This is a genomic window from Pantoea alfalfae (genome assembly GCF_019880205.1).
Lineage (GTDB): Bacteria > Pseudomonadota > Gammaproteobacteria > Enterobacterales > Enterobacteriaceae > Pantoea > Pantoea alfalfae.
Window position 1 is genome coordinate 22,656 of sequence record NZ_CP082293.1, and the last position, 19,908, is coordinate 42,563.

The 19,908-nt window shown below is 52.9% G+C and carries 20 protein-coding genes; 10 read left to right on the plus strand and 10 right to left on the minus strand.

The features are described from left to right. Positions 1 to 24 precede the first annotated feature (24 nt). The 6 genes from K6R05_RS18555 to K6R05_RS18580 all read left to right on the plus strand — a co-directional run bounded on the left by K6R05_RS18555 (position 25) and on the right by K6R05_RS18580 (position 4,054). Complete coding sequence (locus K6R05_RS18555) at positions 25 to 1,680, plus strand: RecE-related exodeoxyribonuclease (protein ID WP_262390926.1); 1,656 nt, start codon at positions 25 to 27, stop codon at positions 1,678 to 1,680. Continuing rightward, positions 1,677 to 2,240, plus strand: coding sequence for a siphovirus Gp157 family protein (locus K6R05_RS18560; RefSeq protein WP_222925585.1), 564 nt, complete (start codon positions 1,677 to 1,679; stop codon positions 2,238 to 2,240). The genes K6R05_RS18555 and K6R05_RS18560 overlap by 4 nt, the downstream gene beginning before the upstream one ends. Positions 2,241 to 2,540: 300 nt before the next feature. Further along, a complete protein-coding gene (locus K6R05_RS18565) occupies positions 2,541 to 3,371 on the plus strand; it encodes a ParB-like helix-turn-helix domain-containing protein (RefSeq protein ID WP_222925586.1) in 831 nt (276 codons plus the stop codon). Then, positions 3,368 to 3,631 (plus strand): hypothetical protein, encoded by a 264-nt coding sequence (locus K6R05_RS18570; RefSeq protein WP_222925587.1) that lies wholly within the window; start codon positions 3,368 to 3,370, stop codon positions 3,629 to 3,631. The genes K6R05_RS18565 and K6R05_RS18570 overlap by 4 nt, the downstream gene beginning before the upstream one ends. Beyond that, the gene (locus tag K6R05_RS18575) at positions 3,621 to 3,836 is read left to right on the plus strand and encodes a hypothetical protein (protein WP_222925588.1); all 216 of its coding nucleotides are present in this window, start codon (positions 3,621 to 3,623) and stop codon (positions 3,834 to 3,836) included. The genes K6R05_RS18570 and K6R05_RS18575 overlap by 11 nt, the downstream gene beginning before the upstream one ends. Continuing rightward, the gene (locus tag K6R05_RS18580) at positions 3,836 to 4,054 is read left to right on the plus strand and encodes a hypothetical protein (RefSeq protein WP_222925589.1); all 219 of its coding nucleotides are present in this window, start codon (positions 3,836 to 3,838) and stop codon (positions 4,052 to 4,054) included. Before K6R05_RS18575 ends, K6R05_RS18580 begins: the two co-directional genes overlap by 1 nt. Positions 4,055 to 4,353: 299 nt before the next feature. On the opposite strand, the gene K6R05_RS18585 is transcribed toward K6R05_RS18580, so the two are convergent. The 3 genes from K6R05_RS18585 to pdxR form a co-directional block, all read right to left on the minus strand. After that, positions 4,354 to 5,592 (minus strand): tyrosine-type recombinase/integrase, encoded by a 1,239-nt coding sequence (locus K6R05_RS18585; RefSeq protein ID WP_222925590.1) that lies wholly within the window; start codon positions 5,590 to 5,592, stop codon positions 4,354 to 4,356. A 258-nt stretch (positions 5,593 to 5,850) separates the two neighbouring features. Further along, positions 5,851 to 7,227, minus strand: coding sequence for a glycoside hydrolase family 10-like protein (locus K6R05_RS18590; RefSeq protein WP_256497358.1), 1,377 nt, complete (start codon positions 7,225 to 7,227; stop codon positions 5,851 to 5,853). Between the two features lie 90 nt (positions 7,228 to 7,317). Continuing rightward, complete coding sequence (gene pdxR / locus K6R05_RS18595) at positions 7,318 to 8,808, minus strand: MocR-like pyridoxine biosynthesis transcription factor PdxR (protein ID WP_222925591.1); 1,491 nt, start codon at positions 8,806 to 8,808, stop codon at positions 7,318 to 7,320. Positions 8,809 to 8,918: 110 nt separating this feature from the next. Between pdxR and gabT the strand changes: the two genes are divergently transcribed. Continuing rightward, complete coding sequence (gene gabT, locus K6R05_RS18600) at positions 8,919 to 10,205, plus strand: 4-aminobutyrate--2-oxoglutarate transaminase (RefSeq protein WP_222925592.1); 1,287 nt, start codon at positions 8,919 to 8,921, stop codon at positions 10,203 to 10,205. Positions 10,206 to 10,281: 76 nt separating this feature from the next. After that, complete coding sequence (gabP, locus tag K6R05_RS18605) at positions 10,282 to 11,697, plus strand: GABA permease (protein WP_222925593.1); 1,416 nt, start codon at positions 10,282 to 10,284, stop codon at positions 11,695 to 11,697. Between the two features lie 329 nt (positions 11,698 to 12,026). Here gabP and K6R05_RS18610 read toward each other — a convergent pair whose 3' ends face one another. The 3 genes from K6R05_RS18610 to K6R05_RS18620 all read right to left on the minus strand — a co-directional run bounded on the left by K6R05_RS18610 (position 12,027) and on the right by K6R05_RS18620 (position 14,145). Further along, positions 12,027 to 12,329 carry a YmdA family protein gene (locus tag K6R05_RS18610; RefSeq protein WP_161735727.1) on the minus strand — a complete coding sequence of 101 codons (303 nt, stop codon included), beginning with the start codon at positions 12,327 to 12,329 and terminating at the stop codon, positions 12,027 to 12,029. A gap of 478 nt (positions 12,330 to 12,807) precedes the next feature. Then, positions 12,808 to 13,227 carry a bleomycin resistance protein gene (locus K6R05_RS18615; RefSeq protein WP_161735725.1) on the minus strand — a complete coding sequence of 140 codons (420 nt, stop codon included), beginning with the start codon at positions 13,225 to 13,227 and terminating at the stop codon, positions 12,808 to 12,810. A 36-nt stretch (positions 13,228 to 13,263) separates the two neighbouring features. Continuing rightward, on the minus strand, positions 13,264 to 14,145 hold the full coding sequence (locus K6R05_RS18620) for a LysR family transcriptional regulator (RefSeq protein ID WP_222925594.1): 882 nt from the start codon (positions 14,143 to 14,145) through the stop codon (positions 13,264 to 13,266). A gap of 146 nt (positions 14,146 to 14,291) precedes the next feature. Between K6R05_RS18620 and K6R05_RS18625 the strand changes: the two genes are divergently transcribed. After that, positions 14,292 to 15,143 (plus strand): Vmh family MBL fold metallo-hydrolase, encoded by an 852-nt coding sequence (locus tag K6R05_RS18625; RefSeq protein WP_222925595.1) that lies wholly within the window; start codon positions 14,292 to 14,294, stop codon positions 15,141 to 15,143. Between the two features lie 92 nt (positions 15,144 to 15,235). Here the strand turns inward: K6R05_RS18625 and K6R05_RS18630 are convergent, their stop codons facing one another. Continuing rightward, complete coding sequence (locus K6R05_RS18630; protein ID WP_222925596.1) at positions 15,236 to 15,907, minus strand: hypothetical protein; 672 nt, start codon at positions 15,905 to 15,907, stop codon at positions 15,236 to 15,238. A gap of 288 nt (positions 15,908 to 16,195) precedes the next feature. After that, positions 16,196 to 17,101 (minus strand): LysR family transcriptional regulator, encoded by a 906-nt coding sequence (locus K6R05_RS18635; protein WP_161735717.1) that lies wholly within the window; start codon positions 17,099 to 17,101, stop codon positions 16,196 to 16,198. A gap of 97 nt (positions 17,102 to 17,198) precedes the next feature. On the opposite strand from K6R05_RS18635, the gene K6R05_RS18640 reads away from it, so the two are divergent. Further along, positions 17,199 to 18,257: an SDR family oxidoreductase gene (locus tag K6R05_RS18640; RefSeq protein ID WP_161735715.1), complete on the plus strand. Its 1,059-nt coding sequence runs from the start codon at positions 17,199 to 17,201 to the stop codon at positions 18,255 to 18,257. A 54-nt stretch (positions 18,258 to 18,311) separates the two neighbouring features. Here the strand turns inward: K6R05_RS18640 and rluF are convergent, their stop codons facing one another. Together rluF and K6R05_RS18650 are read right to left on the minus strand one after the other, a co-directional pair. Further along, positions 18,312 to 19,190, minus strand: coding sequence for a 23S rRNA pseudouridine(2604) synthase RluF (gene rluF, locus K6R05_RS18645; RefSeq protein ID WP_161735713.1), 879 nt, complete (start codon positions 19,188 to 19,190; stop codon positions 18,312 to 18,314). Between the two features lie 103 nt (positions 19,191 to 19,293). Continuing rightward, positions 19,294 to 19,764, minus strand: a complete 471-nt coding sequence (locus K6R05_RS18650) for a GNAT family N-acetyltransferase (RefSeq protein WP_161735712.1) — start codon at positions 19,762 to 19,764, stop codon at positions 19,294 to 19,296. Between the last annotated feature and the right edge of the window lie 144 nt (positions 19,765 to 19,908).

Below are 19,908 nucleotides of genomic sequence, written 5' to 3' on the forward strand. Positions count from 1 at the left end.
ACGGCTAACCATGACAGCCTGGGCTTGGAAATTGCCGCTGCGCTCCTACCTTTCGAGTTTGATATTTACCAGATTCCGGCAGCGGTTTACCGCCGCGCAAAAGAAATGGTGACTTTGAAGGAGCAGGATTGGGCTGCATGGAACCGCGCCATGATTGCAACACCTGGCATTCTGGATTATTCACGCGCTGCGATCATGCACTGCGTCAGAACCGCGCCGGAAAATATCCATCTCACAGCTGGTGCATTACAGCAGCACATCAATAAAACCCTCACCGAAACCGATCACGCTAATCCTCTGCCTGAAATCGTGGCGATTGCGTGTGGCCAGCAGGTTGCTAATCAAGGAAGTGAACATGAAACCAAACCGGACGATGAAGGCGAAAAATCGGCACTGGCTGATGCAGAGATCACAACTGGAACAGTGGAACCGGACACAAATGAACCGGATGGCGCAGCGTCGAGCGTGGCGGATGTACCACCTGTAGCCGAGCGCACCGGCCCGTTTTATGCTCGCAATGAGGCTGGCGAGGTTAAGCGCTGCAATAAACAAAAAGCACTGGAGCCGCTTCTGGCGCAGGGTTACACCGAAATAACCAAAGACGAATATTTACAGCTTAAAAACAAGTCTTCGGCACCAGCTACCCCACCCGCTGAGCCTACCCCACGGCCTGAGCAGAACAAGCCGGTAGTAAACGATCTCGGTAATGGCCGGTTCAGCATCGAGGGGCTGATTTTGACGCAGAATCCTGCACCTCAGGTGTCTGACCCTGCACCCTCAAATGAGGTGGAGAAACCGGAAAACGTCGCCCCAGCGCCTTCTGCGGAAACATTTCAGTCAATCGGGGCAGCATTAGAAAAAGACCTGGCTGATATCGGCGACAACATGAAAATCTGGCGCACTGTGATGCGCACGGACCCGCGTTATACCAAGGATCTGGCGGGTGTTGGGTTCGAGGGTACCAGCATTAATGCTGAATACATGATCATGCGCGCTACTGAGATTTTCGGTCCTGTTGGCACTGGCTGGGGATATGAGGTTGTCGAAGACCGCATGTTGCCAGGTGCTCCAATGAGCGAAGCAATTTACGAAGATAAAAAATTTATCGGAAACAGAATTCTTAGGGATGGTGACGGCACGCTCATCACCGAACAAAACCACAGTATAAAAATTAAATTCTGGTATGCAATAGAGGGTGAAGTACGCGGGGAAGTTGAAGCGTATGGAGCCACAAAATACCTCTACAAAACTAAACATGGGATCACCTGCGATGGAGAGGCGCAGAAAAAATCCCTGACTGACGCTATTAAAAAAGCCCTTTCACTCCTGGGCTTCTCCGCCGATGTCTGGCTGGGCCTATATGACCAAGCTGAATATAAAGCTGAAAATGCCCTGGAATTCGATATCCGCAATGCCAGCGATAAAGCAGAAGACGTCACTCGCATCCGTAAAGAGCTGGACGAAAAATTCAAAGCAAATACGGAAAGCATGCGCACAGCCGTAACGCCTAATGAGGTATCAGGCATTGCCTCCTCTCTCACCCGCGTTATGGGCATTCACCTCAAAGCAGCACGCGAGAAAGCCGACACCGAATATGCCAAATATCTGGAAGGCCGTTTACGCCGCCTCGAAGAAGTTAAAGCCGAGTGCCTCACTAAATTGCAGGAGAACGCAGCATGAACAACCGTACTATCGACCTCGCATTAGAACTTAGCAAACTGGAAGCTCTGGCCTCAGAAGATGGCGATCTAACCCCTGAAATGATCGCCGACACCTTGGAAGGCATCGAAGGGATGCTGGAAGACAAGTTCGATGCAACCATGAACGTGATCCGCAGTTTTGATTCCAAAGCTGAAACCTGCAAAAAGGAAGCGGCGCGGCTTGCCGAGCGTAAAAAGCATTGGGACCGCCAGACATTCGCGCTAAAAAAATATCTGCTGGAATGCCTTATCACCTCTAACCGTACAACGTTTAAAACCGCGCTGAACACCTTCACAGCTCGTAAAGGCTCAGACAGTCTGGTGGTGGACAACATTGATCTAATCCCTGATGAATTTGTCGAGTCATTTACTGAAGTTGTGACTAAAACAAAAACTGATGAACTCAAAAAGGCGCTGCGTGATCTCAATACTCAGATCGAAGCTTACAAAGCCGAAGGCAAAGAACCTCCACAGGAACTACTGAAAAAAATCCCCGGTGCTCATCTGGAAATTGGGCCACAAACATTACAGGTTCGTTAACCACCCTATATATTTACGGGAGCCGAGGCAGTAATGAACAACGATTTATTTCATGAACTCGTCTGCGAAACTTTATACCGGCCTGATGATGGATGTGATTACACATCAACAATCATATGGGAAATGCGCGCTGGTATGCGCAGGCGCTGCGGTGAAGAGACACAACGACCTGTTCCAATCAGGGTTATAGCTAAAAACAAAAAGGAAAGAGCAAGGCGCATAAAGAAACGCAGGAAGAAAACCATTTTAATTTAGTTACTCCTGCAAAGCGTTAACGCCAAATTCACATAAGGAAAAATCATGGCTAATTCATTCAAAAAAATGATCAAAGAGAAAATAATTTCTCGCAGCGATAGCGGCATGTTTATCAGTCTGGATAACATCTACGTCAAGGAAGGTTTTAATAAACGCGAGGACGACGAGCGCACTCGCCTTGCTGATGATGACCTCTTTGCATTTCTCATGGCTGGAGGAACCGTTCCGGCGATTGAAGCCGTGGCGCGTGACGACGGAGGCGTATGGGTGGTAGAAGGCCACCGTCGCCGTCGCTGCTATGAACGCTGCCGCGCTGCGGGTAAACCGGTAGAGCGTATTGCTATCGTTCCATTTGTAGGAAGTGACATTGATCGCCTGGCGCGCATCATGACTTCAAACAATCAGCTTTCTCTAAGCCCAATTGAACAATCCGCAGTCGTTAAAGAACTTGCTGCTTTCAATCTGAACACCTCCGAAATCGCTAAATTGGTTCACAAATCAATACCCACTGTAGAGAAATTGCTGGCCTTAAGTTCTGCAAACCATAACGTGCAACAGCTTGTTAAGGACGGCGAAGTTTCAGTTGAGGTTGCAGTTGACCGCTTTAAAGAACATGGGGAAAAAGCTGCGGAAATTCTTGAGCAAGATAAGAAAGCGGCCACTGCTGCTGGAAAGAAAAAAGTAACACGCAGTGTTATCTCGCCAGAGTTAAATGTAAGGAAAGCGAGGCGTGCAGTAGCAATTTTAGCTGACGCACTTACTGGTGAGGATGAATGGGAATTCACACCAGACACTTGGAGAGAGCTTTCTGAAATCATAAATGAGCACAGGAAAATCAACTGTGTGTCATCTGAAATCAAGGAAGAGAATGTATGACAGTAAAGCGATTTAACCCGGTTGCCTCTGCCGCAATCATGCCAGCAGCTCAGGGTAAATACGTTTTCGCGTCCGAATATGACAACGTTCTCCAGCAGAACGTTCGGATGCGTGAAGCCATCGAATTTGCCATAGCGCCCGACCTCTGGTCGCTGATTTGTGCTGATGAGAGAGCATGGCGCTATAAGCGCGGCGCCCCAAAATACCAGGAAGTGCTACGCCGCGCCCTTGACTGTAAGGATGGTGAAAATGGCCGTTAAAACTCACACCGGGACGGTGATCACGAACACCGGGCAAAAACAGGTCAGATTGCACCAGAGCGCTACAACTTGGGTAGTTAGCGGCAAAGAGTACTACTACAAAGAGACTGGACGCCGTGGGGGCGCAGGAAGCACACGCGCCCGCCTGTTGTTGGATAGCATCACGCCTATCTCAGTTAATGAAATCGTCAAGGATGGTGAGTAATGGCTAAATCGAAAATGCAACTGGCTAATAAAGCTTGGCGTAACGTTTCGAAAAACTATGAATGGCACACACATTTTCCCAGCAAAAAAGCATGGAAAACATTTTGTCGCGAACAGGCTAAATATACTGCGCTGGACGCGATTGATGATAATGATCCGTTGAAGGGATATAGCGATGCAGAACTTCGCGTACAACAAGAAATTATGGACTGGTTTTAACGGTGGCCACCAGCCAGGATGCAATGGCATAGGTTAAGGCTAGGAATAGATTAGTGCGGAAAAATGAGAGAGATTAAAACGGCAATGACAATGCAAAGCCAAAAAATTGACGTAGCAACATTATTACAGATGCCCTATCTCAGTCTGGACGAAGCGGCCCTGTTGCTGCGTGTTGCACCTCAGACTCTCCGCAAATGGGTATCAGTAAACGGCCGTACTAAGCGGCCTCATAATCCCGCGTTTCCGGTACCGGTTCGCCGTAGCCGTTTAACGTTTCGTACTTGCGACATCATGCGCTATCACGAGGAAAGCGCCAGCACCGACACTTTACCCTCGCCATAAGCCCACGCCGTGACGCGCGCCCACCACAGCGAGTAGGCGCGCCGCTGTTCCTCGATATAGCTATGCCGGTCATACACTTGCCAGACGCCCGGCAGCTTATGCCCTAACATGATTTCCGCTATATGCGGCTCAGTCAGATCTGAAAAATTCGTGCGCGCTGTGCGGCGCAGATCATGTAACGTCCAGTGTTCCATTTCGATGCCCAGGTGCCGCCGTGCGGCGTTAATAATTAATTGTGGAATATCAGCGAGAGTGGAGCGGCCCTGGGGAACGTCGCGCCGATTTTTTGCAATCGCATAATGGCTGTGCGCAGAGTGATCGAATAATTCCTTCAGCATTTCCTCTGCCGCAGGAATGATTGGTCTCACCAGCGGCTTACGCGTGCGTTTACCGGTTTTATGATGCGTTGGCGGAATTGACCAGAGTTTTTTTTCAAAATCGAAGTGTGCTTTTTCTGCGTACGATAGTTCACCGCCACGACAACCAAACAGCAAGCACAACTGAACCAACAATTTAAATTTAGGCGCAAGCCTGCTAGCCTCCATCGCGCGGAAAATGGTCACGATTTCATCACTGGATAAAACACGGTCGCACTGCGTCAGTGTGACTCCTAAATCAGCAATTCGCAGGTCGCTTAATGGAGTGGTTTTGATCAGCTGTCGGCGCACAGCCCAGTTATGAGCCTGCTTTGCGTTGCTCAACAGCCGGACGGTAATAAATGGTACTTTTCGTGCCAGTGGTTCCAGTACATTTAACCACATATTTATCGGCGCATTATCATGGGGAACTATGCCTATTTGTGGAAAAAGGTGTAGTTCAAATGACCGTAATACCTGCTGATAATCACTCTTGTTTTCGACGCCATATTTTTCGAGCCACGCCCTGATCACGTCTTCAACGGTCAGCGCAGAATAAGCCTCATGGCGTGCCATGCGCTTAAGTAAACGAGGATTGCGGTTTTGCTCGAGCTCGCCACGCATTCTTACTGCCTCGTCGCGAGCCTCTTTTAAACTGGTGGCGGGATAGGTGCCGATATCAACACGTTCCCCCTGCCCGTTCCAGCGATAGCGGTATTGAAACGTGATTCGACCTTTGCAGGATATCCGGGCAGATAGTCCGTCACGATCCGTTTTTACCTGAACTTTTTCATATTCCTTGCCCAGCATTGAACGCAGGGCAGCATCTGAGAGCGCCATAGATTCTTAGGAGATTGGGAATTATGTACACCAGTATGTACACGAAAAAAGGGGAAGTGAAGGGAAACCACAGGAACATTGAGGAATAGTATACCCAAATGTTACTGGTTTTTTTTAGCGATTCCCAGCTATCGCGGGAATACCCGGAATAGCTGGGAATTGAAAGATAACATATGGAAAAGAGCCTGTTATATAGCGCAAGAATAGCAGTAAGTCACAGGGAAAACTTAACCGCACTGGTCATGCTGTTCGGGCATTTCAGCCTCCCCAGCGGCTTTTAAGGTAGCTCACCGCCTGCTGAGTCTGCGGCTGATTCAGATAGTTCTCTCTGAACAGAATGGTGCCATCAATATTGGGGTTAGATTCATTCAGGTCGAGCTGCTTTTTCAGTTCAGGCACACCACCCTGGAGCGTCCAGTCAGGTTCAATTTTTGATGGCTCGCCGACTTTATAAAGCGCAAGACCGATGTAGAGCCGGGTTTTAGTCGGTTTCACCACTTCTGCCCACCAGTTTGCCAGCACGTCATATCGGGCAGCCTGACGGGAAAAAGGCCAGTAGAGCTGCGGAGCGATGTAATCCAGCAGACCCTGCTGCACCCAGTGACGGGTATCCGCAAAGGCTTCGTCGTACGCTGCCGCGCCTCGGGTATCGGAACCAGCAGGATCGTGCGACAGATTGCGCCAGACGCCCGCCGGACTGACACCAAATTCAACGTCTGGCTTCAGCTGTTTGATAGTGCGTGACACCTGCTCAATCAGTTGCTGAGTATTGTGACGTCGCCAGTCCGCTTTACCGGCAAAACCCTGCCCATAGCGACTGAAGGTCTGATTATCGTTGAGCAGCGAACCTGCTGATTCGGCATAGAAGTAGTCATCGAACTGGACACCGTCGATGGGATAACGCGCCACCACCTCGGCCACAATGCTGGTGATCCAGTCACGCGCCTCAGGAATGCCCGGATCGAGCACGTAGCGATCCCCTGCGGTGCGGATCCAGTCGCGGTGCAGCACAAAAACACTGGCCGGATGCAGTGACAGCGTGCGGTTCAGTTCGCTGACGGTCGAAGGTTTAGTATTGACCGATACCCGGTAAGGGTTGAACCAGGCATGAACTTTGATGCCGCGCTTGTGCGCCTCATCCAGCATAAACTGCAGCGGATCATATCCTGGATCTTCACCGATTTTGCCAGTCAGCATATCCGACCAGGGGAGGATTTTTGAGGGCCAGAGCGCCGTGGCATCCGGCTTCACCTGGAAAAACACCGTGTTAATGCCCAGGCTTTTCAGCTTATCCAGTTTGTTGGTCAGGGATTGCTGCTGCAGGCGGATACGCTGCGCCGGACTGGTGCCGTTCACCGACGCCACGGGCGGCCAGTCGAGACGTGACACCGTGGCTAACCAGACACCCCGCATCGGTTGACTAGCCTGAGGCTGTGCTGGCTTGCCGGGCACAGGTAATGGCTGTTTCGTTACGGGCGGAAAAGGGGTCACCAGCGATTTCGGCGGTTCGGATGCGCAACTGACCAGCAATAACGCCGCAGCCAGCGCAGCGCCTCGCTTAATAGCCGCTCTGGCCTGTGCAGAAAAGGGATTAAGGGCGATGATAAACTCCAGTATTTTCTGGTCGAAACGCAAAGAGCTGTATTCTCGGTGACGCTGATGAAATGTCAATGCGTTAGCACAGCTCCAGCCCTGAAACTGCTGCCTTTTAAAACCTATGAACCGCTAACGCGGCGGACTAAAGACCATCCCTGCGGACATAAGACAGGCTTTGAGTGTGCCAAAGGCGTCCTGACACTGCCGCTCATTGACGCAGGCATAACCCAACAGCAATCCGCGCGCCTCCTGCGGATGCATATAGTATTGCGAAAGCGGTCGCACTTTGACCCCGCGTTTCAGCGCCTCTGCAGCTATCGCAACGTCATCCGCGCCCGCTGGCAGCGGCATCACCAGATGCAGTCCCGCCTCATGATTGAATGCCGGTAAAAATGCTGGTCCCAGATAGCGCTCAATCAGCCTGCAGAGAAACTGCCGCCGCTGACGATAAAGCAGGCGCATCCGGCGAATATGCTCCATGTAGTGGCCCAGTCGGATAAACTCAGCCAGCGCCCGCTGAATCAGCAGGTGTCCGCCGCGATAGAGTTCCGCCGCCGCGATGCGCAACGGCTGTGCCAGCGATTTCGGCACCACCATGTAGCCAATACGCAGAGCGGGATAGAGTGTCTTGCTGAATGTGCCCATGTAGATGACCGGTGCATCGGCTTCCAGCCCCTGAAGTGAGGGATGAGGCTGACCGGAAAAGCGAAATTCGCTGTCGTAGTCATCTTCAACAATCCAGCTTTGATGACGGCGTGCCAGGGCGATCAATGCCTGACGACGCGCCAGGCTCAGGTGCACCCCCAGCGGATACTGATGGGAAGGCGTTACAAACACCATTTTAGGGGCCGGGCCGCTGTCCGGTACCAGTCCCTGCTCATCCACCGTCATCGCGCGAATCTTCAGACCATTCATGCGCAGCAAATTACGTGTTCCCCAGTAGCCCGGTTCCTCCATCCAGACCCGATCGCCGGGATCACATAACACCCGCGTCACCAGATCAACCGCCTGGTGAACCCCTTCGGTAATCAGGATCTGGTCAGCATCGGCCCGTACGGAACGCGCCACCCGCAGATAATCCACCAGCGCATGGCGAAGATCGGGACAGCCGCCGCCGCTGCTGTAGACCAGGCGATGTACGTCAGGTTCGCGGTTCAGCCGCGCCTGAATCTGGCTGAACAGCTTGTGAGGAAATTCGGTGACATCGGGTGCGCCGGGCACAAACGCGCCCCACTGCCAGGGCGAGGCAGTTGCATGCCCCAGCAGACTGGCACCCCGCTTTGACAGCGTCGCGGGTCGTTGCGCCCTCACCGCCTGAAGATCGGCAATCGCATCACTTTGCAGAGAATTCTCCGGCAACGTCTCGGCAATCCATGTCCCGCTGCCGGTGCGCGCGGTGACATACCCCTGCGCCATCAGACTTTCATAAACATGCATTACCGTGTTTCGCGACACGCCGAGTTCGCGCGCCAGATCGCGGGTTGGCGGCAGACGGCTTCCGCGGGGAAACACCTCTTCCGCGATTGCGGCCTGCATACAATTCAGCAGCCGCTGATGTAATGAGCCGGTTCTTAAAAACTGTAACCGTGCTAATAGATGATCTGCGTACAAGAGTCGCAATTGGCTCCACCTTTCCTCTGAGAATTGGCTCTGGCAACTCACCACGCCTCAGGCATAAATAAACGTGTTTGTCGGGAATTGTAAACACGCATATTAACGAGGTGGATGAAATGAGCGAAAATAATAACCTGATGCAGCAGCGCAAAGCACAGGCTCTCCCTAAAGGCATCGGTACGCTGTGCGACTGGTACGTTGCCCGGGCAGAAAACGCCACCTTATGGGATCAGGCCGGTAAAAGCTGGATCGATTTCGCTGGCGGCATCGCGGTGCTGAACACGGGCCACCGCCATCCACGTATTGAACAGGCCATTGCCGATCAGTTAACAAAGTTTACCCATACAGCGTTTCAGATAACCCCTTACGAAAGTTATATCGCCCTGGCCGAGCGCATTAATCAGCGCGTGCCCATTGCCGGATCGGCCAAAACGGCCTTCTTCACGACTGGCGCGGAAGCGGTGGAAAATGCGGTCAAAGTGGCTCGTGCCTATACCCGCCGTCACGGCATCATCACCTTTGGTAACGCTTTCCATGGTCGTACTTTCATGACGATGGCGATGACCGGTAAAGTGGCGCCCTACAAGCGGGACTTCGGCCCGATGCCACCTTCTGTCTTCCATGCACGCTACCCCAGCGCAGTTCAGGGGATCAGCATTGAGGCGTCACTGATCAGCCTCGACGAAATCTTTACCCAGGACATTGCACCGCATGATGTGGCCGCGATCGTGCTGGAGCCGGTGCAGGGGGAAGGCGGATTCCATGCCGCACCGGCAGAGTTTATGGTGCAGTTGCGGGAGCTGGCCGATCGCCACGGCATTCTGCTGATTGCGGATGAAGTCCAGAGTGGATTTGCCCGGACCGGCAAACTGTTCGCCATGGAGCACTATCCGGTGAAGGCCGATATTATCACCATGGCAAAAAGCCTGGCAGGCGGCATGCCGCTTTCCGCCATCGCCGGTCGTGCAGAGGTCATGGACGCACCTGCGCCTGGGGGCCTGGGCGGAACCTATGCCGGTAACCCACTGGCTATCGCCTCAGCCCATGCGGTGCTGGATGTGATTGAAGAGGAGCAGCTCTGCCAGCGCGCCGTCGATCTCGGTGCCAGGCTTGAAGCTGAACTGCTGGAGCATCAACGCAAACATCCGGACATTGCTGACGTACGTGCGCTGGGTTCCATGGTGGCGATGGAGTTCTATCAGGCCAGCACCGCGCAGGCGGTTCAGAAGATGGCAATGGAACAGGGCCTGCTGCTGCTGACCTGTGGAGCTAAAGGCAACGTCATCCGCTTCCTCTACCCGCTCATCATTCCTGATGCCCAGTTCAGCCAGGCGCTGACCATTCTCTCCACGGTAATTAATCACTGTGTTGCTTCTGCCGGACATCCCGTCGTCCCGGCCTGATTTCGCTGTGCGTTCACGCAAGCCTGTTCCCCTTTCGTCCGGCCATTCAGGCCGGACGTCGCCTGGAGACGTTTACATGACGATGAATCAGAGTGCGAATGAAGATTCGCTGGCTCAAAACCTGAAACCGCGCCACGTGCGTATGCTCTCAATTGCGGGTGTGATTGGCGCAGGGCTGTTTGTCGGCTCCGGCCACGCTATTTCTGAAGCCGGTCCTGCGGTGCTGATCTCTTACGCGGCTGCCGGTGCGCTGGTGGTGTTAATTATGCGGATGCTGGCCGAGATGGCCGTCGCTTCACCCGATTCAGGCTCTTTCTCAACCTATGCGGACAAAGCGCTGGGTCGCTGGGCCGGTTTTACCATCGGCTGGCTCTACTGGTGGTTCTGGGTGCTGGTGATCCCACTTGAAGCCAATGCAGCGGGGACGATTCTGCACGCCTGGTTCCCCGAGGTCGCCATCTGGCAATATACCTTTGCCATCACGTTACTGCTGACCATTACCAACCTGCTCAGCGTTAAAAATTATGGGGAATTTGAGTTCTGGTTTGCGCTGATCAAGGTCGTGGCCATTATCCTGTTTCTGGGTGTGGCGGGGGCGGCAGTATTGGGTCTGCTGCCTGACAGCAACACCAGTGGCCTGTCGCATCTTTATGACACGCACGGGTTTATGCCGAATGGTATGAGTGCGGTTGTAGCGGCCATCCTGACCACGATGTTCTCTTTTATGGGTACCGAAATCGTCACTATTGCCGCTGCCGAGTCTAAAAACCCTGGCAAGCAGATTACCCAGGCAACTAACTCGGTTATCTGGCGCATTGCGCTGTTTTATCTGCTGTCGATTTTCTTTGTGGTCGCACTGGTGCCGTGGAACACGCCTGGCCTGGTTGAACAGGGCTCATGGCAGACGGTATTAACGGCGATGAACATTCCGCATGCCCGGCTGATTGTCGACCTGGTGGTGCTGATGGCGGTGTGCAGCTGTCTTAACTCTGCACTCTATACTTCATCACGCATGCTTTACTCCCTCTCCCGCCGCAAAGATGCGCCTGCTGCTGCTTCACGCACTAATCGCAGCGGCACGCCGTGGGTTGCGGTATTGCTCTCGACCGCTGCTGCGTTTCTGGCAGTCATCGCGAATTACCTTGCGCCAAGTGTCGTGTTTGAGTTTTTACTGGCGACGTCGGGGGCGATTGCGCTGCTGGTCTATCTGGTGATTGCCGTATCGCATCTTGTGCTGCGTAAAAAGCGCGAAAAGGCGGGTGAAGTCCTGAATTACCGGATGTGGCTATTCCCAGGCCTGACGTGGGTAACGATTCTGTTTATCACGACCGTACTTGTGATCATGTTGTTTGACGCGAAGCATCAGGCTGAATTACTGGCAACCGGCGGATTAACACTGTTGATCATTACCACCAGTCTGGTTCTGCGTCGTAAAAAGGAGAAGCGTCAAAGTACGAAGTACTTTACTCAGCGCTCTTCTGATCCTTCGTGATCCCCGGATGTTTTTTATAAAACCATTAAAAACCCACCTTTAGCTATAAAGGTGGGTTTTTATCTTTATCCATTCGGGAACCGGTATAGCGCTTGAGAACACATAAAATAAAAGAGTTTTAATAAATTGTCAGCATCATCAGCCTGCACCTGGAATTCACTCACCTGAATCTCCAGGTGAAGGTGCAGCACATTGTTTCTTGCTGAACAGGTATACGGAAGATTAGACCTTATTATGTCAGGGACTTTATGCTTTATTCACTCTCTGCGAGTTATGACCTGCAGATCGCACTGGGGTTTTCAGGTAAACACTAAAATCCGTTATGGGAATCAGAGATAGCTGACCTCAATAATCCCTTTCGATTTCGCAGGGTTAAACCAGTGCATTTTTACTTCTACAGGCAAGCCAGTCAGGGATTTGGGGTTCATCAGGTCAGCAGTTGTAACGACAGCCTTGCCACGAGCGGGATCATAGCAGTCAAACACAACAGGATTCTGCCCGATATTCATATTACACGAACCGTTCGTTATGGCTCCCCTGAAGATGATAGTACCTGAATTTGGATCTGCACTCGCTGGACCAGCCAGGGTGATCAGCAACGTGGTAAAGCAGAGAGATAAAAATAATTTCATAGTGCGTCCTCCTGAGTATGTATCACCTGTTATCGGCATACATGCCCAAAGATTAAGTGCTGAGTGAAAAAATAAATGTAAATTTTAACCACTTACCCAAATGAAATTCATTACAAAGACAATGTTAAGAATTATCTAATCCAGCTAAGTAACGTGAGTGTAGACCATAGCGTGAAAGATTTTTTCGCCTGGGTTCTTTTTCCTGATGACCTTTTCAGAAAGAAGCCACACCTTCAGCCCCTTTATTTAATCTTTACACTCATTACCTTGCTACGCATGGATTTTTTGTTAGCGGATCGGGTAATCATTAATTGTCCTGCTGTAAAATGCAGGCTGAATTTCCTCTACGACTGTAATAAAGCCGGTAAAGTTAAAACATATATTTATTATGACTGAACATTCAAAATAAAATGCAGAATACAGGCGCGTTTTTTACGCTATTTAAGTCATCACTGGTAGTGTCGAAAACGCTTTCAGCTTATTCCAGATACTGGCTAAAGCGCAGCAGATAACCATCTGGATCCTGTACCAGAAACTCCCGCTGGCAGGCGGTTGTCTCGCCGGTGTCATAGTAGTTATCACTCAACGCACGAAAAAGTGGCACGGCATGCTGTTGCAAACCTGTCATTACAGCTTGAATGTCATCGACTTCGATCTGAAAATTAATGCCCCGCCCCAGCGGCCTCTCCAGTTCAGCTGTGTTCCACCCCTGCGGATGGCACTGTTCAATCATCAATTGCGCCTCACCAAAGCAGAGGTATGCGAAGTCAGGATTCTGACGCTGGATCCGCACCTCAAAGCCCAGCACAACGGTGTAAAAATGCAGCGAAACGGCAAAGTCAGTAACGGTCAGTTCTGGCACCATAGGGTTCCAGTACAGTTGTTGATCATCATTCATAAATGTCCCCATCATTCTCAGTTCGATTTCCTCTCATCACCGGCTCTGAATGCTGTTTTGCAGTTCATCCAGCATCAGACGCAGCGCGGCAGACTGGTGCTCACGCGACAGGTAAAGCCCCCAGATACCGATGCGCTGCGGCGCATAATCGGGCAATAACTCAACCAGCTTTCCCGCTTCAAGCGCAGGGCGTGCTTCCAGTTCAGGCACCATCGCTATCCCACAATCTGCAATCGCTGCGTCACATAACAGTGACGAAATGCCCGCACTGAAATTCCATTTAACGGCGACAGAGATTTTCTCGCCACCAGCCGCCGTGAAATGCCAGCTCTGACCGGCAAAACGACTGTAGTAGAGGCAGTTGTGCTGCGCCAGATCGCCAGGCGTTTGCGGAATGCCTCGCTTCTGCAGATAGACGGGGGAGGCGCAGAGTACAGAGTGACATTCACCGAGACGGCGTGCGATTGCTCCCGGCTCTGGCGCATCGGTGATACGGATGGCGAGGTCGATCCGCTCGCTGATCAGGCTTACCGGCTGATTGTTAATATCCAGTTCGATGCGCAGCGCCGGATAACGATCAAGAAAATCGGGGACGACCGGGCCGACAAGATGAAGCGCCGTAAAATGGGCACAGGCGATGCGTAGCGTTCCGGCTGGAACACTCTGGGTGGTTTCCTGCTGGATCGCTTCTGACAGCAGAGCCAGCTGGCGGGTCTTTTGCAGAATCGCCTCACCGGCAGGCGTCAGGGTCAGCCGGCGCGACGAGCGATGCAGCAGACGCGTACCCGCCCACTTTTCCATCTCTTCCAGATAACGGCTGACCATCGGCCGCGAGATCCCCAGCGCACGCGAAGCAGCACTCAGGCTACCCAGCTCACATATCCGGTTAAAAACGGCAGCTGCCGTCACTCTGTCCATCCCACTCACCTGTTCGGATTATGAAACTCAGCATCTCTGATTCCGGGAATTCTAACAGATAGCAAGATGCGTAGAATAGCGCTACTGATTCTGCACATCGCCCGATACACCTGCCTGAGTCGGGCATATATCTCTGAGGAATATTAATGAAAACTGCTCTGTTGCCTGTGATACTCGTTCTGGCTTCCGCCTCCGCCAGCGCGGCCACGCTGCAACTGGAAACCTATAATCCGCAGGAGAAAGGTATTTTTGCCGTCTCCTCAACCCTGGTCTCCGGGCCAACCGAAGCAATTCTGTTTGATGCCCAGTTCAGCATCCAGGATGGTGAGAAGCTGGTGGAGATGATTAAAAAGCGTGGTAAAAAGCTGAAGGAGATTGTGATCACCTCGGGCGATCCCGATTTCTACTTCGGTCTGGAGCCGATTGTTAAAGCCTGGCCGGACGTCAAAATCGTTGCCGCACCTGCGGTGGTAAAGCATATCCAGCAGACTCATGACGCCAAGCTGAAATACTGGGGCCCTCAGATGAAACAGGGTGCACCGGATAAAGTCTTTGTGCCAGACGTTACGCATCAGACCCGCTTCAGCGTGGATGGCGAGGCGCTGGAACTGCGTCATCCTGATCAATATGCTGCATACATCTGGATCCCCTCTGTGAGCACCATTCTGGGCGGTACAGCCCTTTCCTCTGGCATCCACGTATGGACGGCTGACACTCAGACCGTTAAGAGCCGCAATGAGTGGCGCCATATCCTCACTGAGATGCAGACGCTCAACGCGAAAAATGTTATTCCGGGCCACTATCTGGGTGAGCGTCCAGCCGGCTCGCAGGCTGTGGATTTCACCCTGAATTATCTGAAGAGTTTTGAAGCGGCGCTGTCAGAACATAAAACCTCAGCAGCGGTAATTGCCGCCATGAACACCGCCTGGCCAAAACTGGCTGAGCCGGCGTCACTTGAACTCAGCGCGAAAGTGAATACCGGCGAGATGAAGTGGTAAACTTTCAGAGCGGTTCGCTCATAACAGATTGATCCGCCTTACAGCGACCATTCTGTGCGGATGCCAGTGACTGAAAGTAAAATGACCGGGCGCTATCTTTTCATCAGATAGCGCCTGTCGTCACGCGCCTGCAATCGTGCCTCTGCCGGTGTGGGAAAAATATAGTGAAACAGATCGCGGTAAAAACTCAGGTGCTTCAGTAATCCATCCTGAATGGATTTACGAAGGTCTTTAATCAGGAATTCCTGAGTTGTATTGAAGTTAGTCATACTGAAAAAGGTTTTGTCATAGACGTTGACCACCCCTTCCCATTTCATCACCTGCTCTTCCGGAGACGCGCCTTCCGAGGCGACAAACATCCCTTTATGAGATTTCACCCCCTGTTTACTCACATAGGTGGTTAAGGCGTCATAGCTGCGCTTGTTGCGCCAGCGACAGAATTCATAAGGCACATCGTAATGTGGCAGTACAAAGTCCGGGCTGCGAAAATGTTCATCGCCGATCAATCCATCCAGGGTGACTGTGAAATGAAGGAAGTCCTGCAGGAAGTCGAACTGACGAGTTTTGGTGAGCGTGATATTAATGCTGTAGTGACCAGCCTGCACATACCAGTAATTTGTAAAGCCGGTTACCAGAATACAGAATGCCTGCCAGTCACTGAGTCTTCTGTCGCCCGCCAGCCCCCTGAAACGGCTGATCATCATCCGTGATTTGGGATGCTGATACGCTTTCAGCAGCGGATCGTTCATACCTTTCAGTAACATCAGGCACACTCCTTGATAGATTGCGCTTATCCTGCCACGCCCTGATGAGGGTGAAAAGTGTCGTTGGTCTGAATGTGAACCTTTTAAAAAATCTGGCTTATGGTGGCAAAAGCACTGTCTGATTAGGCGTAAGAGAAGGCTGAGTTAACCCGCCGGGCATCGGATACCAGGCGCATGTGTGAAAGAATGCGCTGCACACCATCCGGACGGTCATATCAGAGCTTTGCGAGGGTTTTAAGCGTTTCCGGGTTTTGCTGCACCCTGCGAATTAATAAAATCGCCTGGGCATCAGATCTGGCTCTGCCCTGATCCCTGCATCAACACCTCACTTAACCGTCCGACCAGCTTACGGACCTTATAAGGAATAAAACGGGCATCCGGGAATAGGGCATAGAGATAACGGTCGGGCATTCGCCAGTCCGGTAACACCCGCACCAGTCGACCGGAGGCCAGCGCGTCTGCGCCAGGCAGCGTCTGTAAGCCGCCGATACCGAGGCCTGCTTCAAGGGCCTGCATCAAGGCATCGCTGTTATTAGACCGAAACACGCTTTCTACCGGAACAGAGACTTTCGCGGTCGCAGAAACCAGCTGCAGCGGCGCATCAGTCGCTATACCACTAAAACGTATATGCGGATAGCGCATAAGGTCATCGGGCGTCTGCGGCGGGCCGTTGCGCGCTATCCACTCAGGGGAAGCCACCAGCACGGTTTCAATCGTGGCGAGCGAACGGGCAGCCAGCGTGGCAGGTGGCGACTCGCTGACACGAACCGCCACGTCAACGCCTTCCACGATGAGGTCCGACAGGCGATCCTCCAGCGCAATATTCAGACGCAGCGCAGGATGCACCTGCTGGAAAGCGATCAGATGCGGCATCAGCCGCTGCCCGATGCCGCTCGGCAACTGAATATGCACTCTGCCATGAAGCGGCTGCGATTCAGGCCGTAGTTGCTGCTCCAGTTCGTCCATCGCACCAAGCAGCTGCCTGACCTGTTGCAGATAATGGTGACCCGGCTCAGTTAACGCCATGGTTCGCGTGGTGCGATGCAGGAGCACCACGCCCAGTGCCTCCTCCAGTGCGGCGATCTGCTGGCTAACAGCCGACTGCTTCATGCCGTTTTGCCGTGCTGCCGCCGAAAAGGAGCCCGCTTCCGCCACCCGGATGAAGGTCTGCATCGCAGTCAGTTTGTTCTGCATTTATAGATTTTCCTGATAAGTGATATCCGGTTACGGGGATTTAATCAGAATTTTACACAGGTGAGAATGCGGCTTCTTTCTTAATCGGATAGCGATCATGAAAACGACACAGGGTAAAAAGGTTGCGCTGGTGGCGGGTGCCAGCGGGATTGTGGGTCAGCAACTGAGTCAGGCACTGGTAGCAGACCACTGGCAGGTCAAGGCACTGACGCATCGGTCAGACTTTGCAGTCAGCGGAACAGAGATTATAGCGGTCGATCTGCGCGATAGTCAGCAGTGCCAGCAACGGCTGGCATCACTCACCGACGTCACGCATATCTTTTACAGCGCCTGGCTGAACGCTTCTGACTGGGGAACGATGGTCGGACCAAATCTTGCCATGCTGCAAAATCTGGTTCAGACCATGGAGGATGTCGCCCCACTTGAGCATGTCAGTCTGATGCAGGGATACAAGGTGTATGGCGCCCATCTCGGACGCTTTAAAACGCCGGCGCGGGAAAGCGATCCTGGTGTACCGGGTGCTGAGTTTAACGCCGCGCAGCTGAACTGGCTGAGCGCACAACAGCATGGTAAAGGCTGGCACTGGAGTGCGCTGCGGCCCGGTGTGGTCGGCAGTGACAGGCCGGGCAACAGCATGAACCTGGCGCTGAGCCTGGCGCTCTACGCTTCAATCTGTCGCGCGGCGCGGCTGCCCTTACGCTTTCCCGGTTCGCCAGAAACCTGGCACAGTATGGTCGATTTTACCGATGCCACTCTGCTGGCCGACGCGACGATCTGGGCCGCACGCACTTCTGACGCACGCAATCAGGCCTTTAATATCAATAATGGCGATCTCTGGCGCTGGAGTGAGCTATGGCCGGTCATTGCAGCCTGGTTTGAACTGGAGATCGCGCCGCCGGTTTCGCTGTCGTTCCGGCAACTATTTCAGGATTATCGTGCGCTGTGGCGGGAAATCGCCGGGGATAACACATTAGTTGAAGCAGATATTCTGGCACTGAGTGACGGCGCTTTCGCTGATTTTATTTTTGGCTGGAACTACGACATGTTTGGCGACGGCAGCAAGCTGCGGCGGGCGGGCTTTCACGGTTATCGCGCGACGGATGAGATGTTCTGCGATCTGTTTGCCCGCTTTCGGGCGGCGCGCGTTATTCCGTGATGCGCCCGTGAAAGCACAGAGGGCGAGAATATCGCTCTCTGCATCGGACTGGGTTTAGCGCCCTTTCTTCTTCCGTCCCGGCTGGACAAAGCGCTTGCGCGAGGCGCCAGCCGCATCCGCTTTTTCAGCAGGTTTCGCACCGCTCTTCTGCGGTTTTTTTGCGGCCGACGTTTTAGCCGGAGCTTTAGCTTTCTTCGCGGGTTTATCTTCTGAAGAGGAGTTCTCCAGCAGTTTAAACAGCTCAACGAGTTCGTCATCGGTGAGGTCGCGCCATTCCCCGAGCGGTAATCCCTTGAGATTGACGTTCATGATACGGGTGCGCTCAAGCTTCGTGACTTCAAAGCCGAAATGCTTACACATGCGACGGATCTGGCGATTCAGACCCTGGACCAGCGTAATACGGAAGACAAATGGCGCTTCCTTTTTCACTTTGCACTTTTTAGTCACCGTGCCCAGCATCGGCACGCCTGCGCTCATTCCGGCAATAAACTCATCGGTGATTGGCTTGTCGACCGTAACGACATACTCTTTTTCGTGGTTGTTACCGGCCCGCAGGATCTTGTTGACCAGATCACCGTGGTTGGTAAGGAAAATCAGGCCCTGAGAATCTTTGTCGAGGCGACCAATCGGGAAGACGCGCTTGCTGTGATTGACGAAATCGCTGATGTTATCGCGCTCGCCCTCTTCCATGGTGGTGATAATCCCCACCGGCTTATTCAGGGCAATCAGCACCAGATCGTCTTCATCGCGCGGCTCGATAAGCTGACCATTGACCTTCACCACATCGCCTGCAAATACCTGCGCGCCTACAGTGGCGCGTTTGCCGTTAATAAAAACGTTGCCCTGCTCGATGTAACGATCGGCGTCACGACGGGAGCAGATGCCGCTCTCGCTGATGTATTTATTAAGACGAGTTGATGAGTCAGTCAGCATGATTCCTCCAAAAAACGCGGACTATACCTTACCGGCGGGGGCTTGCGAAGTCTTTGCACCGGAAACTTTTGCTCAGCTTTGCCAGCCTGACGGCAGCGGGCATTCACAGATCAATCGCCATCTCAGTACAGCGCAAATCGCTGCCCGCCAGCTTTGACGGATAGAAACTTTCGCCCAGCGGGTGGAAGCCATGCTGCTGGTAAAAGCCCACGGCGTTCGGCGTCGACGCGAGCGTCAACCGGTGGTAGCCACGCTGCAGCGCCTCCGCTTTGATGGTGTCGATGATCAGCCCAGCCATTCCCTGTCCGGTAAATGCGGGCAGGGTAAAAATGGCTTCCACGCTGGCGGCGGCAAGGTCCAGCGATCCGGTAGCAACCGGCACGCCGTCCGGGCCATCAATCACGAAGAAGGGATTGGCGCGGATCATCGCAGGAAAGCTGGCGGGCATGCGGTCCGGCGTCCAGGCGGCGAGCACGTCGGGTGGATAAGCATGCTGGCAGCCATGACGGAGTGCCTGATTTCGGATATTCCATAAACGATACGCCTCTTCAGGCGATGCCTGTCTGACTATCATGATCCCCTCCGGTTCTCATCGCGTCGCGCTTCGCTACGTTATCACAGCCCGTTCCCGGTAACTGACATTCTGGCACTGTTGATGTCAATAGCGTGATGGCAGTCATTCACCGTTCACCGATTTGTCCAGGCATTGCTGCTGCAT

Bases quoted from the DNA above. Each gene is read 5' to 3' on its own strand.
- K6R05_RS18570 (WP_222925587.1), top strand. From the start codon at position 3,368: ATGACAGTAAAGCGATTTAACCCGGTTGCCTCTGCCGCAATCATGCCA.
- K6R05_RS18615 (WP_161735725.1), bottom strand. From the start codon at position 13,227: ATGAATGATGATCAACAACTGTACTGGAACCCTATGGTGCCAGAACTG.
- K6R05_RS18640 (WP_161735715.1), top strand. From the start codon at position 17,199: ATGAAAACGACACAGGGTAAAAAGGTTGCGCTGGTGGCGGGTGCCAGC.
- K6R05_RS18650 (WP_161735712.1), bottom strand. From the start codon at position 19,764: ATGATAGTCAGACAGGCATCGCCTGAAGAGGCGTATCGTTTATGGAAT.
- rluF (WP_161735713.1), bottom strand. From the start codon at position 19,190: ATGCTGACTGACTCATCAACTCGTCTTAATAAATACATCAGCGAGAGC.
- K6R05_RS18610 (WP_161735727.1), bottom strand. From the start codon at position 12,329: ATGAAATTATTTTTATCTCTCTGCTTTACCACGTTGCTGATCACCCTG.
- K6R05_RS18635 (WP_161735717.1), bottom strand. From the start codon at position 17,101: ATGCAGAACAAACTGACTGCGATGCAGACCTTCATCCGGGTGGCGGAA.
- gabT (WP_222925592.1), top strand. From the start codon at position 8,919: ATGAGCGAAAATAATAACCTGATGCAGCAGCGCAAAGCACAGGCTCTC.
- K6R05_RS18565 (WP_222925586.1), top strand. From the start codon at position 2,541: ATGGCTAATTCATTCAAAAAAATGATCAAAGAGAAAATAATTTCTCGC.
- K6R05_RS18580 (WP_222925589.1), top strand. From the start codon at position 3,836: ATGGCTAAATCGAAAATGCAACTGGCTAATAAAGCTTGGCGTAACGTT.
- gabP (WP_222925593.1), top strand. From the start codon at position 10,282: ATGACGATGAATCAGAGTGCGAATGAAGATTCGCTGGCTCAAAACCTG.
- K6R05_RS18625 (WP_222925595.1), top strand. From the start codon at position 14,292: ATGAAAACTGCTCTGTTGCCTGTGATACTCGTTCTGGCTTCCGCCTCC.
- K6R05_RS18585 (WP_222925590.1), bottom strand. From the start codon at position 5,592: ATGGCGCTCTCAGATGCTGCCCTGCGTTCAATGCTGGGCAAGGAATAT.
- K6R05_RS18620 (WP_222925594.1), bottom strand. From the start codon at position 14,145: ATGGACAGAGTGACGGCAGCTGCCGTTTTTAACCGGATATGTGAGCTG.
- K6R05_RS18560 (WP_222925585.1), top strand. From the start codon at position 1,677: ATGAACAACCGTACTATCGACCTCGCATTAGAACTTAGCAAACTGGAA.
- K6R05_RS18575 (WP_222925588.1), top strand. From the start codon at position 3,621: ATGGCCGTTAAAACTCACACCGGGACGGTGATCACGAACACCGGGCAA.
- K6R05_RS18630 (WP_222925596.1), bottom strand. From the start codon at position 15,907: ATGTTACTGAAAGGTATGAACGATCCGCTGCTGAAAGCGTATCAGCAT.